The following is a 12,862-nucleotide window of genomic DNA, read 5'->3' as shown; positions in this document are numbered from 1 at the left end:
TCACAGTCAGATCAATCACCGCGTCAGCTTCTTATACGCCAACCTCGTCGGCCGATCCGCTGCATCGCCCATGCGGCGGCGCTTGTCTTCTTCGTAGGATTCGAAATTGCCTTCGAACCATTCGACGTGGCTGTTGCCTTCGAAGGCGAGGATGTGGGTGGCGAGGCGGTCGAGGAAGAAGCGGTCATGGCTGATGACCACGGCGCAGCCGGCAAAGTTCTCAATGGCTTCTTCAAGTGCACCCAGCGTTTCGACGTCGAGATCGTTGGTCGGCTCGTCGAGCAGGAGGACGTTGCCACCGGTCTTGAGCATCTTCGCCATGTGCACGCGGTTGCGTTCACCGCCTGACAGCTTGCCGACGTTCTTCTGCTGGTCCTGGCCCTTAAAGTTGAACGCGCCGACATAGGCCCGCGTGCTCATGTCGTGGCCGTTGACCTTCATGTAATCGTGCCCGTCGGAGATTTCCTGCCAGACATTGTTCGAGCCCGTCAGGTCGTCGCGGCTCTGGTCGACATAGCCGAGGCGCACGGTGTCGCCAATTTCGATGGTGCCGCTATCGGGCTCTTCCTGCCCGGTGATCAGGCGGAAAAGGGTGGATTTACCTGCACCGTTGGGCCCGATCACACCGACAATGCCACCCGGGGGCAGCATGAAGGACAGGTTTTCGAACAACAGCTTGTCGCCATAGGCCTTGGAGATGTTCTTGGCCTCGATCACCTTGCCGCCCAGCCGTTCGGGCACCTGGATCACGATCTGCGCCTTGCCCGGCTTGCGGTCGTTCTGCGCTTCCTGCAACTGGTCGAACTTGCGGATACGCGCCTTGGACTTGGTCTGGCGCGCGGCCGGGGTCTGGCGTATCCATTCCAGCTCGCGGCTGAGCTGCTTCTGGCGGCCCGATTCCTCGCGGCTTTCCTGCTCCAGTCGCTTGGCCTTCTTCTCGAGATAGGTCGAGTAATTGCCTTCGTAGGGATAGTATGAACCACGATCGAGCTCGAGGATCCAGCCCACGACGTTGTCGAGGAAGTAGCGGTCATGGGTGATCATAAGCACCGCGCCGGCATATTCCTTGAGGTGGTTCTCGAGCCATTCGACGCTTTCGGCATCGAGGTGGTTGGTCGGCTCGTCCAGCAGCAGGATTGACGGCTTCTGGATCAGCAGGCGGGTCAGCGCGACACGGCGCTTCTCGCCCCCTGACAGGTCGTTGACGGGCCAGTCCCCCGGCGGGCAGCGCAGCGCCTCCATGGCGATTTCGAGCTGGTTGTCGAGCGTCCAGCCATCGACCGCGTCGATCTCTTCCTGCAGCGTGCCCATTTCCATCATCAGATCGTCGAAATCTTCGCGATCCGGATCGCCCATCAGGCCGGTAATCTCGTTAAAACGATCGACCTTGTCGGCGATGTCGCGGGCACCGTCCTTGACGTTCTCGAGCACGGTCTTGCTCTCGTCGAGATGAGGTTCCTGCGGCAAATAGCCGACGGTGATGTTTTCGCCCGGCCAGGCTTCGCCCTGGAACTCGGTATCGATGCCGGCCATGATCTTCATCAGGGTCGACTTGCCCGCGCCATTGGGGCCGACAATGCCGATCTTCGAACCCTGGTAGAACTGCAGATTGATATTGCTGAGAACGGGCTTGGCGGCACCGGGGAAGCTCTTGGTCATGTTCTTCATGACATAGGCATATTGCGCGGACATCGGCGGATCCTTCGAAGGCAGGGAATCTGGGGCTGGATTTCGCTGCGCAGATAGGGGCAAGGACCGCGCGGGGCAAGCTTCGCGGCTCAGTCGAGCGGTTCGTCCACCGGCTGGTTGAGCGCCCAGGCGGTCTTGCGGCCCGAATTGCACTTGCGCAGGCGACCGAGCAGCTTGGAATTCTGCCAGATTTCCGCGCCATGCGGGCCGATGCGATGCATCGAGCGCTCAACCGCCAACCAAGGGGTTGGGGCATCGACGTCGAAACTGTGCGCGGTCCCGGTTTCATCGGCCGGAAGTACGAGGGTGTAGAGCGTCATCGTGTGCCTTTTTCCCCGTCCGGCCGTTCAACCAAGTCTTTGAAAAAAGGTTCCCTTCTCGGATTTTCGGAACATCGATGGCCACGGCCGGTTCGGTTGCCATGAACATTAAAATCCTTCTCCCGCTCGCCGCGTCCAGCCTCGCCCTGGCCGCCTGTACCTCCGAATCCGGTAACGCCAATGCAGCGGCCGAAACTGACGCTGCGGCGGAGACCGCAGCTGCAAAAGCATCCAGCGACAGCGAGGAAATCGGCAGTAATTTTTCGGGCAGCGATGGCTATGACGATCCCGACACCGCCAGCCAACCCGAAGCGACGGAGAAGGACGGCAAGCTTGAGGTGACCCTGCCTGAGGGTGTCACGAAGAAGATGCTCGGCGAACGCACCACGCAGATGATCGCGGTCCAGGTTATGCTCGATCGCAGCCGCCATTCGCCGGGCGTGATCGATGGATTGGGTGGCGGTAACACTGACCGCGCCATCCGCTATTACCGCGAAGCAAAGGGGCTGAAGAAGGGCACGCAGGTCGATGCCGAATTGCTGCGCGCACTCTATTCCGACATCGGCGGAGATATCTTCCGCACCTATACATTGACCGAAAAAGACGTTGCTGGGCCGTTCAAGAAGGTCCCCGCAGATTTCGAAGCGATGTCCAAGGTCGACAAGCTGGGTTATGAAAGCGCGCAGGAAATGCTGGCCGAGCGGTTTCACATGGACCAGGATTTCCTGGCCGCGCTCAATCCCAATGCCGATTTCGCCAAGGCCGGTACCAAGCTGGTGATTGTCAGTCATGGAAACCGTACCTTCGACAGCGAAATCGCCAAGGTCGAGGTCCGCAAGGGCGAGGCTACCGTCGTCGGGCTCGACGATTCAGGCAAGGTGCTGGTGAGCTATCCGGCCACTATCGGTAGTTCGCAATTTCCCAGCCCCAGCGGGTCGATGAAGGTGACGGCGTTGGCGATGGAACCCAATTACACCTTTGATCCGGACAGCCAGGAGTGGGGTCCGGACAAGAAGTTCATCCTCCCGCCCGGGCCCAATAACCCGGTTGGCGGGACATGGATCGATCTTGGCAAGAATGGTTATGGCATTCACGGCTCGCCAGATCCGCAACTGGTTGCCAAGAATGCCAGCCACGGCTGCGTCCGCTTGACCAACTGGGATGTTGCCGAACTGGCCAAGGCAGTGAACACGGGCATACCGGTCGTGTTCGTCTGACCTGGACGAGCGGCTGACACCACTCGACGCACGTACTCGACAAGGCGGCCATCGCTGACTAGCGAGGGCGCCATGAAACATGCCCTGATTGCGTTTGTCGCCGCTACGCTCGCCACCCCATCCGCCTATGCCAAGACCCCGCCGCTTCCGACATTGGAAGAACAGGCTGACCGTGCGCTTGAAAGTGACCAGTGGGCGTGGGACTTCGTGGAGGGGATCACCACCGAAGTGGGGCCCCGCCAGGCCGGGACCGAGGCGGAGGCGCGTGGCCGCGCTTGGGCCATGCAATGGCTGCGACAGAATGGCTTCAGGAATGTCGCCGATGAGGCGTTCGAGATGGAAACGTGGGTGCCGGGCGAACTCCACCGCGCCGAAATCACCAGCCCGTTTCCGCAGCCCTTGGTGGTCCAGCCGCTGGGTGGCAGTGCGTCGACAGGCGTGGATGGTCTGACCGGCGAAGTTGTCGAATTCGCTACGCTCGCGGACCTTGTTGCCGCTCCCGATGGCACCCTCGCGGGCAAGATTGCCTATGTCTCCCACGCCATGACGCCGACCCAGGATGGCTCGCAATATGGCTATTTCGGAGGGGCGCGCTTCGTCGGGCCGGGCATCGCGGCGCAAAAGGGTGCTGCGGCGATCGTCATCAAGTCGATCGGGACCGACAACCATCGCAACCCGCATACCGGCGTGATGCGGTTTCCCGAAGGCGTCACTCCAATTCCGGCAGGCGCGCTGACGCTGCCCGACGCCGCTAATCTGGAACGCATGTTTGACCGTGCCAAAGGGCGCCCCATTACGATGAGGCTGACGCTGACGCCGCGATGGCTTGGAACCACCTACAGTGGCAATGTTGTAGGGCAAATTACCGGACGTGACCCGTCGCTGCCGCCGGTGCTGGTTGCCTGCCATATCGACAGCTGGTGGAACGCGCCGGGTGCTTTCGACGATGGTGCGGGTTGCGGGATCGTGGCGGCGGCGGCCCTTAACGTGCGAAGTTCGGGACAGCCGCTGCGAACCATTCGGGTACTTATGGCCGGGGCCGAGGAGGTCGGCCTGTGGGGCAGCAAAGCCTATAGCGCCGCGCATCTCGGCGAGCCGATTGCCGTCGGGCTGGAGAGCGATTTCGGGGCCGACCGGATCTGGCGCTTCGAAAGCAATTTTCGCGAGAGCAATCCCGATCTGCACACCCGTATCGCCGCGGCGGTAGCGCGATACGGCGTCGCCAATTCGACCAATGTTGCCACGGGCGGTGCGGATATTGACATCGCCCGCGACCAGAAAACGGCGATCATCGACTTGCAACAGGACGGCACGCGCTATTTCGATTTCCACCACACGCCAGATGATACCCTCGACAAGATCGATCCGGTGCAACTGCGTCAGAACGTGGCGGTGTGGACGCAGGTTGTCGGCATCCTCGCCAACGAAACGCGCAACATCCAGACCGGGAAATAGGAGGCAGGGCGGCGGCCCTGCCTGCTCTCGCTAAGATATGATTGCTGTGAAAACTGGTCGGGGAGACTGGATTCGAACCAGCGACCCCCTGTACCCAAAACAGGTGCGCTACCAGGCTGCGCCACTCCCCGACCTTGTTTTCGCGCTGATCCCGGATGGTGGGCCCGGCAGGACTCGAACCCGCGACCTAGCCGTTATGAGCGGCCAGCTCTAACCAACTGAGCTACAGGCCCCCATCAAGGGCATCAGCGCAGAGCGCCGCTAGCTTGGCTGGACGCAAAGGGCAAGCCGCTTCGCATTCGCAGTCCCCTATCGTTCGACCTGGGCCATGATTTCCTCGACACTTGTTGGGCGCACTCCTCGCTGATCGAGATAGGCGTAAACCTGCGTGAACCAGTCGTACAAGCGTTCGACGTCGGCCTCCGTCTTGACATAGGGCGTGAAGCCGGCGGCAAGAGAGGGGCTGTGGAAGGACAGGACCAGGATTGGCAACTGGTCGTCCAAGGCTATGTCGATACCACGCAGCGCTTCTTCTGCGGTCACGCCTTCGGGGGTCAGGGCGATGCGTTCGAGCAGGCCGAGTTTCGAGAGGATTCCGACCGCAGCCTGGTGCTTGAACAGCCGGGGATAAAGCAGGTCACCCTGTTTGCGCAGCAGGCCCCAGAACACCGAGGTGACGGGCAATTCGAGCAGTTTGCGATCATCACCTATCCACCATGGCTCGAGTGGGTGCACGGCGTAGTCAGGGCCATGACCGCGCCGATAGTCGAACTTGGAACGAACCGAGGTGTCGACCGGCACGCTGAGATCACGCAGCACCTGCGCGGTAGCCGGACCCGTGCCGTAACGCCCGGCGCGATAAATCAGTGGTGTGGTGTTAAAATTCGCGGCAATCGCATCGCGCAGGCGAGTCAGTTTTTCGCGTTCGAGCGCTGGCGGCAGGTTTCCCGCGTAGCTGTTGTATGCGCCGACCTCTTCCTCGAACGGCGGGTTGACCCAGGGATGGAGCTGGATGCCGATCTCGGCCTTGCCGCGCGCGCAGGCATCGCCGAGAATTTCCCGCGCTAGCGGCGAATTCGTGATGGGCCAATCGACAAGATAAACCGGCGAAACGCCCAATCCCTCGCAGAACTGCTGGAAACGCCCCAGTTCGCGGACGTGTTCGAGCCCGTGCTCGGTGGCGCTAAATTCGCCGTCCCAGTCAAACTCCTCCTCCGCGTCGACCGTAAGCAGCGAGCGCGGGGTGAAGCCATCTCGGAAACGAGCGAAACTTTCTGGCGGCGGCAGGCGCTGCATGTCTCTGCTTTTTCCCTGTTCGCCCGCTTAGAACGCGTCAGGAAACGCCGGGCCGTGCCGTATCCTCCGCTCCCATTGCCGCGCTATCTGCGGCCTCGGACTCGGTCAATAGCGGGAGCGATAGCACGAGCTTGTCTTCGATCCGCTCCATCTCGCCACCGATCGAGCGGGCCTCGGCCCGGGCAAGGCGCAGCGCAAAGCCGGTGCCAAATGAACCCGGGGTCAGCATACCTGCGCTGCCGGCCTTCTGGTTTTCGGCAGCAAAGATATCGTCGCGTTCCGCCAGACTGGCGGGCAATTCGCATTCGAGTCGCATCGCGTCGTGCCCTTTGTCTGGATACATCGAAAGCTTGACGCGAACGGTCTCGCTGGGGGCGATAGCGCCGGCCAGTGCCGCTAGTATGCGCCAGCTCAAGGTCTCGGCTTCGGCTTGCGCCAGCGCGATTGTGCAACCCTCTGCGAGTTTGACGGCAAAGCCTGCATTGCGCGACTTGAGGATGGCGGCGAGCTGCCCGAGCTGCCCGGTAACGATGGCTGACATATCCGCCTCGCCGGTGTGCATTTCGCGCAGGCCGCTTTCGAGCTTGGCGAGCCGGTCGAGTTCATCGAAGCCGGCCAGCATCCGCGCACTGTCTCCGGCAATTCCAGCGGCAAGGGCGCGATATTCGTGCGGAACAGGGCCGAATAGCTGCTGCTGGATGACTTCGGCAAACCCCTGGATGGCGTTTACCGGGGTGCGCAACTCATGCAAAAGCTGGCGAATGCGGTCGCTAGCCGGATCGTCCAGGGCGCCGTCATCCTCCGCTGCACGCCGCAAGCGACCTGCATAGCCGACAAACCTTCCGCCAATCGGATCGAATCTCGGCGCGGCATCGCAATACCAATCCCCGGCAATTTGCGCGGCTCCTTCCAGCGTGACCGGTACGGCCGACAATGGCAGGTGTTGTTGCAACCGCAGCTGCTGTACCCGGTCAAGACAATCAGACAGCCTGAGATAGCGCAGCATCGGGGCGACGCGATCCTCGGTCCAGTCGATCCGCCCTTCGCCATCGGTGGTGAAGATCAGGCCGTCTTCGCCCTCCGGACGCTGGGCATCCTGCAATTCGACAAATGGCAGCGGTGGCGCGGATCCATTGTCACCGGGGTCGGCATCGCGAGTTTCGTTGCGAGAGCGTTTGAAGGCTTCAATCCGCTCGACCAGCGCCGCGATAGTGCCCGGCTCGCTGGCAGGCCGAGGCTCATTGTCCCGCGCCCGTGCGGACACGGCTTCCGTTTCAGCCGGCGTATCGACCGCATCGCCTGCGATGTCCTCGTTCGGTGGAGCATCAGCCGAATCATTGGCAGGAAACGGCATAACCACCGCATCGCCGTGCCGCCCGATCTTCTCGGGTTCAGGCGTGATTTCCTCGGTCAGGACGAGCGGCTCATCCACTTGCGGCAAAGGCAGGGCCCGGTCGCTCACCCCGAGACGATCAAGCAGTTGAACTGCGCCCCCGGGCAGGTCGTTCCTAAAACGCAGGAAACCCCGGGCACGCACCGGCAATCGCGGGATCAGGGCAGTCCAGTCGCTTTCCGGCATCCGTGCTGTTCCCAATGCGGCGGCCGCAACCGCGGGTTCGTCTTCGGCAAGGTGCGCGGCGAGCTGGGGGTTACGAATGCGGTTGCCGTGTTCGCGAACGATTTCGGCTCTTTCAGCAGCGGGGATCTTCTCGCCCAGCGCCCCCAGTCGCAGCCAGGCGGATACCAGCAAGCTGCGATCGCCGTCATCGCGGGCCTCGCCAAGCAGGTCGAGCAATTGTCGATACTGCGTCCGCGCCGCACGTTCGCCGGTTGCGCGGTGGCGCAGCACAGTGGCAAGGCGGTCATCGAAGTGCATGGGTTGCGGCTCGGGCTCCGTTAGATTCGGAATTTGGGCCGCAAAGTGCGGCATCTCACGGCTTCCTAACAGTTTCCGAAAGGTTAAGAACCACAGCTGCGTCACGCGTTGCAAAGCGGGACAATTGCTGTCATGAACAATAATATTAGCGAGACAGGTGCTTCATTGCGCGATAAGTTTCGCAATCGAACTGACAATCCGACCGCGACCAGAACCGCGAAGAGGGGGCACGGCATGGCAAATCTGGATGAAATCGACAGGCGATTGCTGGCCGAATTGCAGCGGGAAGGCCGTATTACCAATGTCGAGCTGGCCCAGCGCGTCGGACTTACGGCTCCGCCATGCCTTCGCCGCGTGCGCGCGCTCGAGGACGAAGGCGTCATCCGCGGCTATCACGCAGAGCTCGAACCTTCCAAGCTGGGGTTTGCCATCACGGTCTTCGCGATGGTCAGCCTGAAAAGCCAGGCCGAGGATTCGCTGCGCGAGTTCGAGGATCATATGCGCGATTTGCCTGAAGTGCGCGAAGTGCACATGCTTAATGGCGAGATTGACTTCATCCTCAAGATCGTCAGCCGCGACCTGCAGAGCTTCCAGGAATTCCTGACCAGCAAGCTGACGCCGGCTCCGAACGTAGCGAGCGTCAAGACCAGCCTGACAATCCGTACCGCCAAGCACGAACCCGGCGTTCCGCTGGGATAGCCGCCATGATCGTGAAACCGTCCTTGCTCCTGACCCTGGCTGTGGGTCTTGCGGTGTCTGCCTGCCAGACAGGCAAGCAGGCGCAAGAGGTGTCGGCTGCTGAGATAGCGCTCTCGCCGCAAGCTCAGGAAGGTGCCAATCTGGCCGAGGCACTGTGCTCTGGCTGCCATGCCGTCACGCCAGGACAGATTTCGCCGAATCCGCAAGCACCCAGTTTCATGTTGATCGCCAACAGCGAAGGGCTGACGGAAGATACCCTGGACGATTACCTGCGGGATTCGCACAATTTTCCCGAACGAATGAACTTCGAGGTTGTGCCGGAAGATAGCGAAGCGCTGGCGGCTTACATGATCACGCTTCGCAGCGATGATTACGAACCGCCCATCCAGTAGGCTCAGTCAGCCTCGCGCTTCTCCAGCCATTCTTCCAGCCACTTGATCGAATAGTCGCCGTTGAGCACGTCGTCCTGCTTGAGCAGTTCCTGGTGCAGCGGGATCGAGGTCTTCACCCCTTCGATGACCATTTCTTCCAGCGCGCGGCGCAGGCGCATGATGCAGCCTTCGCGGTTGCGGCCATAGACGATCAGCTTCGCGATCATGGAGTCATAATAGGGCGGGATCGAATAACCCGCGTACAGGCCTGAATCGACGCGCACATGCATCCCGCCAGCCGGGTGGTAGTAGGTTACCTTACCCGGCGAAGGCGTGAAGTTGAACGGGTCCTCGGCATTGATACGACATTCGATCGCATGGCCGGCGAATGAGATCTCCTCCTGCCGGAATGACAGCGGCTTGCCATCTGCCACCCGGATCTGTTCCCGTACCAGATCGACGCCGGTAATCGCTTCGGTCACGGGGTGTTCGACCTGCAGGCGGGTGTTCATCTCGATGAAGTAGAATTCACCGTTTTCCCAAAGGAATTCGATCGTTCCTGCGCCGCGATAGGCCATCTTGCGCATGGCGTCGGCGCAGATTTCCCCCATGCGGTGCCGGTCTTCGGCACCGAGCACGGGCGAGGGCGCTTCCTCGAGCACTTTCTGGTGTCGCCGCTGAAGCGAACAATCGCGTTCGCCCAGGTGAATTGCGCTGCCATTGCCGTCGCCGAAGACCTGGAACTCGATATGGCGCGGGTTGCCGAGATACTTCTCGATATAGACGGTGGCATCGCCGAAAGCGGCCTTGGCCTCGCTGCCGGCCTGTTTCATCAGACCTTCGAGCTTGTCTTCGCTATCGCACACCTTCATCCCGCGGCCGCCGCCGCCACTGGCCGCCTTGATGATGACGGGGTATCCGATCTCGGCAGCGATCTGGCGCGCCTCGTCGTAATCCGACACCGCACCGGCGCTGCCGGGCACCAGCGGCAAGCCGAGTTCGCCTGCGGTCTGCTTGGCCGCGACCTTGTCGCCCATCGTGCGGATATGTTCGGGCTTGGGGCCGATCCACTTGAGGTCGTGAGCTTCGACGATGTCGGCGAACTTGGCGTTCTCGGACAAGAAGCCATAGCCGGGATGGATCGCGTCGGCACCGGTTACTTCGGCTGCAGAAATGATCGCGGCGTGGTTGAGGTAACTGTCGGTGGCAGGCGGCGGCCCGATGCAGACGGCATGATCGGCCAGCCGCACATGCATGGCGTCCGCATCGGCGGTCGAGTGGACCGCCACGGTTTCGATGCCCATTTCATGCGCTGCGCGGTGGATGCGCAGGGCGATTTCGCCGCGGTTGGCGATGAGGATACGCTTGATGCCCATGGCGCGCGCCCTCAGGAGATCACGACGAGCGGCTGGTCGAATTCGACCGGCTGCGCATTCTCGACCAGGATTGCCTTGACCGTGCCGCCCTTGTCGGCGGTGATCGGGTTCATCACTTTCATCGCTTCGACGATCAGCAAGGTGTCGCCGGGCTCGACCTTGTCGCCGACCTTGATGAAATTGTCAGCGCCCGGTTCGGCGGCGAGGTAGCAGGTGCCCACCATCGGAGATTTCAGCGCATCGGCATGGGCCGGCGCGTCGCTGGCGGCATCGGCTGCCGGTGCCGCGGCGGGCGCTGCTGAAGCTGCCGGCGCCGCGGGTGCGACATAAGCGGCGGGTGCGGCGACCATGCCGCCACCGCGAGAGACCCGGATCTTGCGTTCGCCGTCCTCGACCTCGATTTCGGTCAGTCCGGTATCGCCGAGCATTTCGGCGAGTTCGCGGACCAGGTCGACATCGACATTCATTCCGTTTTTGGCGCCTGGCTTGGACTGGTTCGTCTTTGCTTGGGGGGTGCGCTTGCTATCGGCCATATTCGTCCCTGTTATCATCCCGAAGCCACGGCCTATGCGCGGCTGAGCGCGCTCTGGCAAGGGGTCAAAACCCGCTTCTAGAAAGCTGCGGCCTTATCCAGCGCGACGATGTAGGATTGCGCGCCGAGTCCCTGAACCGTAGCGTCGGCGGCCATGCCGACATAGGACCGGTGGCGGAAATCCTCGCGCTCGTGCGGGTCTGAAAGGTGGACTTCGATAACCGGCACGGCGATCGCCTTGATGGCATCGAGAAGGGCAATCGAAGTATGGGTATAGGCCGCGGCGTTGAGCAGCACCGCGCGCGCGCCGGTTTCGTGCGCCTCGTGCAACCAGTCGACAAGCTGGCCCTCGTGGTTGGTCTGCCGAAAGACGACCCGCAGCCCCAGCGCGCCGGCTTTCTCTGCACACATGGCCTCGATATCGGCGAGGGTCTGGCGCCCATAGATTTCAGGTTCGCGTGTCCCGAGTAGGTTGAGGTTGGGGCCATTGAGGATGAAGACCGTGTCCATGTGTTCTGCTCTATCGGGTCAAAGCGGGAGCGGGAAGGGTGAAATCCTACAGGATGGAACACATGGAACACGGTCCAGGGTCTATTTCTCGACACCCCTGACCTTGCCCCACTGGCGCGCCGCGGTGTAGCCGAGATAGCCGGTCCCAAAGAGCGCGTAGAGCGGTTCGGGCAGGCCACCCAGATAGGCGTTGATTCCATTGGCCACCGCGGTCGCGGAGCTGGGGGAAATCGCTGCCACCACGCCCATCGGCAGCGCGAACAGCAGCATCACATACATGACGTAGAGAAAGCTCGGCCGGGCGCGGCTGGTCCACGGGTCGGGCGATTGGGCCTCGGCAACAATGGCCGCGAGCCGCGCCTCGATCGCCTTCAATTCGTGAGAGCCTTCGAGGGCGAGCAATTCGAGCTTGGCCCGTGCGCGCGCCTCCTTGTCGGGGATGATCTTGTCGATGATGGAGGCGAGGGGGCCGATGATGGTGTCGAGCAGGGCCATGGGTTGTCCTTTATGGTTGGAAGAAACGGATCGAACTAACCAAAAGGGTTCCTGTAGGAAAACGATTGTGCCACTGGCCCCCTCGCGTCTATCGCCCGGTGCAACAGCTTTTCACGGGAGACGACGCATGGCCGGTATCTGGTTTGACGAGATGGAAGTGGGGCAGGTAATCCAGCACCCGATCCGCCGCACGATCACCGAAAGCGACAATGTCTTCTTCACCTGCATGACGCACAATCCGGCGCAACTGCATCTCGACGAAGAATATATGAAGGGCACCGATTACGGCACCAGGATCGTCAACTCGTGCCTCACCCTGTCCTTGATGGTGGGCATTTCGGTGGGTGACACTACGCTCGGCACCGCCGTCGCCAATCTCGGCTGGGACGAAGTGCGCTTCCCCAACCCGCTGTTCCACGGCGACACCATCCGTATCGAGACCGAAATCGTCGCCCTGCGCGAAAGCAAGTCGCGCCCCAACGCCGGGATCGTGACCTTCGAACACCGCGCCTACAACCAGAAGGACGAACTGGTGGGTAGCTGCAAGCGGTCAGGCTTGCAGATGAAGCGGCCGGTGGAAGGCTAGGGACTGGTTTGCTTGGTCAAGAAGATCATCGGCGGCTAACGACCCGATTGCAGACGTTCGCACGGCATGGCACCTAGAACGTCATGATTGCACTACGCCTCGTTTTAATCGCCCTATGGATCGTGCTCGCCGGATACACGGCGATTGTTGTCGCGAATTATGGCTTAGGGTTGCTCCCCATTTTTTTCGGGGACATCGCTGCGCTTGCGTGGCCGGGTCAATTTAACCTCGATTTTCTGTGTTTCCTCGTCTTGTCCGCCCTGTGGACAGCATGGCGGAATGCGTTCTCAGGCGTCGGGCTTCTTCTTGCTATCTTCGCTTTCTTTGGTGGGGCAGGGTTCCTCTTACCCTACCTCCTTTATCTGACATTCCGCGAGAGCGGCGATCTGGTTCGGGTCTTTATTGGGAACCGCAACGGTTCCCGGTAGCGGCGGCGTCCG

Annotated in this window: 14 protein-coding genes and 2 tRNA genes; 6 read left to right on the top strand and 10 right to left on the bottom strand. The window is 61.5% G+C overall.

Features of this window, described 5'->3' with window-relative positions; genetic code table 11:
• Positions 1-15: 15 nt before the first annotated feature.
• Positions 16-1,692 carry an energy-dependent translational throttle protein EttA gene (ettA, locus tag ACXYL9_RS10820; RefSeq protein ID WP_459039501.1) on the bottom strand — a complete coding sequence of 559 codons (1,677 nt, stop codon included), beginning with the start codon at positions 1,690-1,692 and terminating at the stop codon, positions 16-18.
• Between the two features lie 86 nt (positions 1,693-1,778).
• A complete protein-coding gene (locus tag ACXYL9_RS10815) occupies positions 1,779-2,009 on the bottom strand; it encodes a hypothetical protein (protein WP_459039500.1) in 231 nt (76 codons plus the stop codon).
• A gap of 101 nt (positions 2,010-2,110) precedes the next feature.
• Here ACXYL9_RS10815 and ACXYL9_RS10810 point away from each other — a divergent pair, with 101 nt between their 5' ends.
• A complete protein-coding gene (locus ACXYL9_RS10810) occupies positions 2,111-3,226 on the top strand; it encodes a L,D-transpeptidase family protein (protein ID WP_459039499.1) in 1,116 nt (371 codons plus the stop codon).
• Positions 3,227-3,298: 72 nt separating this feature from the next.
• Positions 3,299-4,681: a M28 family peptidase gene (locus ACXYL9_RS10805; protein WP_459039498.1), complete on the top strand. Its 1,383-nt coding sequence runs from the start codon at positions 3,299-3,301 to the stop codon at positions 4,679-4,681.
• 54 nt (positions 4,682-4,735) lie between these two features.
• Here ACXYL9_RS10805 and ACXYL9_RS10800 read toward each other — a convergent pair.
• The 4 genes from ACXYL9_RS10800 to ACXYL9_RS10785 all read right to left on the bottom strand — a co-directional run bounded on the left by ACXYL9_RS10800 (position 4,736) and on the right by ACXYL9_RS10785 (position 7,853).
• Positions 4,736-4,812: transfer RNA gene (locus ACXYL9_RS10800), tRNA-Pro, on the bottom strand.
• Positions 4,813-4,837: 25 nt separating this feature from the next.
• Positions 4,838-4,914 (bottom strand) — tRNA-Ile (locus tag ACXYL9_RS10795).
• A gap of 76 nt (positions 4,915-4,990) precedes the next feature.
• Positions 4,991-5,977, bottom strand: a complete 987-nt coding sequence (locus tag ACXYL9_RS10790; protein WP_459039497.1) for a polysaccharide deacetylase family protein — start codon at positions 5,975-5,977, stop codon at positions 4,991-4,993.
• A 37-nt stretch (positions 5,978-6,014) separates the two neighbouring features.
• Positions 6,015-7,853, bottom strand: a complete 1,839-nt coding sequence (locus ACXYL9_RS10785; protein ID WP_459039496.1) for a sensor histidine kinase — start codon at positions 7,851-7,853, stop codon at positions 6,015-6,017.
• Positions 7,854-8,087: 234 nt separating this feature from the next.
• On the opposite strand from ACXYL9_RS10785, the gene ACXYL9_RS10780 reads away from it, so the two are divergent.
• Positions 8,088-8,552, top strand: a complete 465-nt coding sequence (locus tag ACXYL9_RS10780) for an Lrp/AsnC family transcriptional regulator (protein WP_459039495.1) — start codon at positions 8,088-8,090, stop codon at positions 8,550-8,552.
• Positions 8,553-8,557: 5 nt separating this feature from the next.
• A complete protein-coding gene (locus ACXYL9_RS10775; protein WP_459039494.1) occupies positions 8,558-8,944 on the top strand; it encodes a c-type cytochrome in 387 nt (128 codons plus the stop codon).
• Between the two features lie 2 nt (positions 8,945-8,946).
• Here ACXYL9_RS10775 and accC read toward each other — a convergent pair whose 3' ends face one another.
• The 4 genes from accC to ACXYL9_RS10755 all read right to left on the bottom strand — a co-directional run bounded on the left by accC (position 8,947) and on the right by ACXYL9_RS10755 (position 11,836).
• Entirely contained in the window at positions 8,947-10,299 is a 1,353-nt protein-coding gene (gene accC, locus ACXYL9_RS10770; protein ID WP_459039493.1) for an acetyl-CoA carboxylase biotin carboxylase subunit, read from the bottom strand.
• An 11-nt stretch (positions 10,300-10,310) separates the two neighbouring features.
• On the bottom strand, positions 10,311-10,766 hold the full coding sequence (gene accB / locus ACXYL9_RS10765) for an acetyl-CoA carboxylase biotin carboxyl carrier protein (protein ID WP_459039893.1): 456 nt from the start codon (positions 10,764-10,766) through the stop codon (positions 10,311-10,313).
• A 143-nt stretch (positions 10,767-10,909) separates the two neighbouring features.
• Positions 10,910-11,341 (bottom strand): type II 3-dehydroquinate dehydratase, encoded by a 432-nt coding sequence (gene aroQ, locus ACXYL9_RS10760; protein WP_459039492.1) that lies wholly within the window; start codon positions 11,339-11,341, stop codon positions 10,910-10,912.
• A gap of 81 nt (positions 11,342-11,422) precedes the next feature.
• Positions 11,423-11,836: a holin family protein gene (locus tag ACXYL9_RS10755; protein WP_459039491.1), complete on the bottom strand. Its 414-nt coding sequence runs from the start codon at positions 11,834-11,836 to the stop codon at positions 11,423-11,425.
• 127 nt (positions 11,837-11,963) lie between these two features.
• On the opposite strand from ACXYL9_RS10755, the gene ACXYL9_RS10750 reads away from it, so the two are divergent.
• Positions 11,964-12,422, top strand: a complete 459-nt coding sequence (locus ACXYL9_RS10750) for a MaoC family dehydratase (protein WP_459039490.1) — start codon at positions 11,964-11,966, stop codon at positions 12,420-12,422.
• A gap of 83 nt (positions 12,423-12,505) precedes the next feature.
• Entirely contained in the window at positions 12,506-12,850 is a 345-nt protein-coding gene (locus ACXYL9_RS10745) for a hypothetical protein (RefSeq protein ID WP_459039489.1), read from the top strand.
• Positions 12,851-12,862: the final 12 nt, after the last annotated feature.

Source organism: Qipengyuania sp. CAU 1752 (assembly GCF_054482615.1).
Note: the sequence above shows the minus strand (reverse complement) of the source record. Positions and strands in the feature narration are given on the sequence as shown.

Coding starts and splice junctions, on each gene's coding strand:
- ACXYL9_RS10775 (WP_459039494.1), top strand. CDS start 8,558: ATGATCGTGAAACCGTCCTTGCTCCTGACCCTGGCTGTGGGTCTTGCG.
- accB (WP_459039893.1), bottom strand. CDS start 10,766: ATGAATGTCGATGTCGACCTGGTCCGCGAACTCGCCGAAATGCTCGGC.
- ettA (WP_459039501.1), bottom strand. CDS start 1,692: ATGTCCGCGCAATATGCCTATGTCATGAAGAACATGACCAAGAGCTTC.
- ACXYL9_RS10780 (WP_459039495.1), top strand. CDS start 8,088: ATGGCAAATCTGGATGAAATCGACAGGCGATTGCTGGCCGAATTGCAG.
- ACXYL9_RS10815 (WP_459039500.1), bottom strand. CDS start 2,009: ATGACGCTCTACACCCTCGTACTTCCGGCCGATGAAACCGGGACCGCG.
- ACXYL9_RS10790 (WP_459039497.1), bottom strand. CDS start 5,977: ATGCAGCGCCTGCCGCCGCCAGAAAGTTTCGCTCGTTTCCGAGATGGC.
- ACXYL9_RS10785 (WP_459039496.1), bottom strand. CDS start 7,853: ATGCACTTCGATGACCGCCTTGCCACTGTGCTGCGCCACCGCGCAACC.
- ACXYL9_RS10810 (WP_459039499.1), top strand. CDS start 2,111: ATGAACATTAAAATCCTTCTCCCGCTCGCCGCGTCCAGCCTCGCCCTG.
- ACXYL9_RS10750 (WP_459039490.1), top strand. CDS start 11,964: ATGGCCGGTATCTGGTTTGACGAGATGGAAGTGGGGCAGGTAATCCAG.
- ACXYL9_RS10755 (WP_459039491.1), bottom strand. CDS start 11,836: ATGGCCCTGCTCGACACCATCATCGGCCCCCTCGCCTCCATCATCGAC.
- ACXYL9_RS10805 (WP_459039498.1), top strand. CDS start 3,299: ATGAAACATGCCCTGATTGCGTTTGTCGCCGCTACGCTCGCCACCCCA.
- ACXYL9_RS10745 (WP_459039489.1), top strand. CDS start 12,506: ATGATTGCACTACGCCTCGTTTTAATCGCCCTATGGATCGTGCTCGCC.
- aroQ (WP_459039492.1), bottom strand. CDS start 11,341: ATGGACACGGTCTTCATCCTCAATGGCCCCAACCTCAACCTACTCGGG.
- accC (WP_459039493.1), bottom strand. CDS start 10,299: ATGGGCATCAAGCGTATCCTCATCGCCAACCGCGGCGAAATCGCCCTG.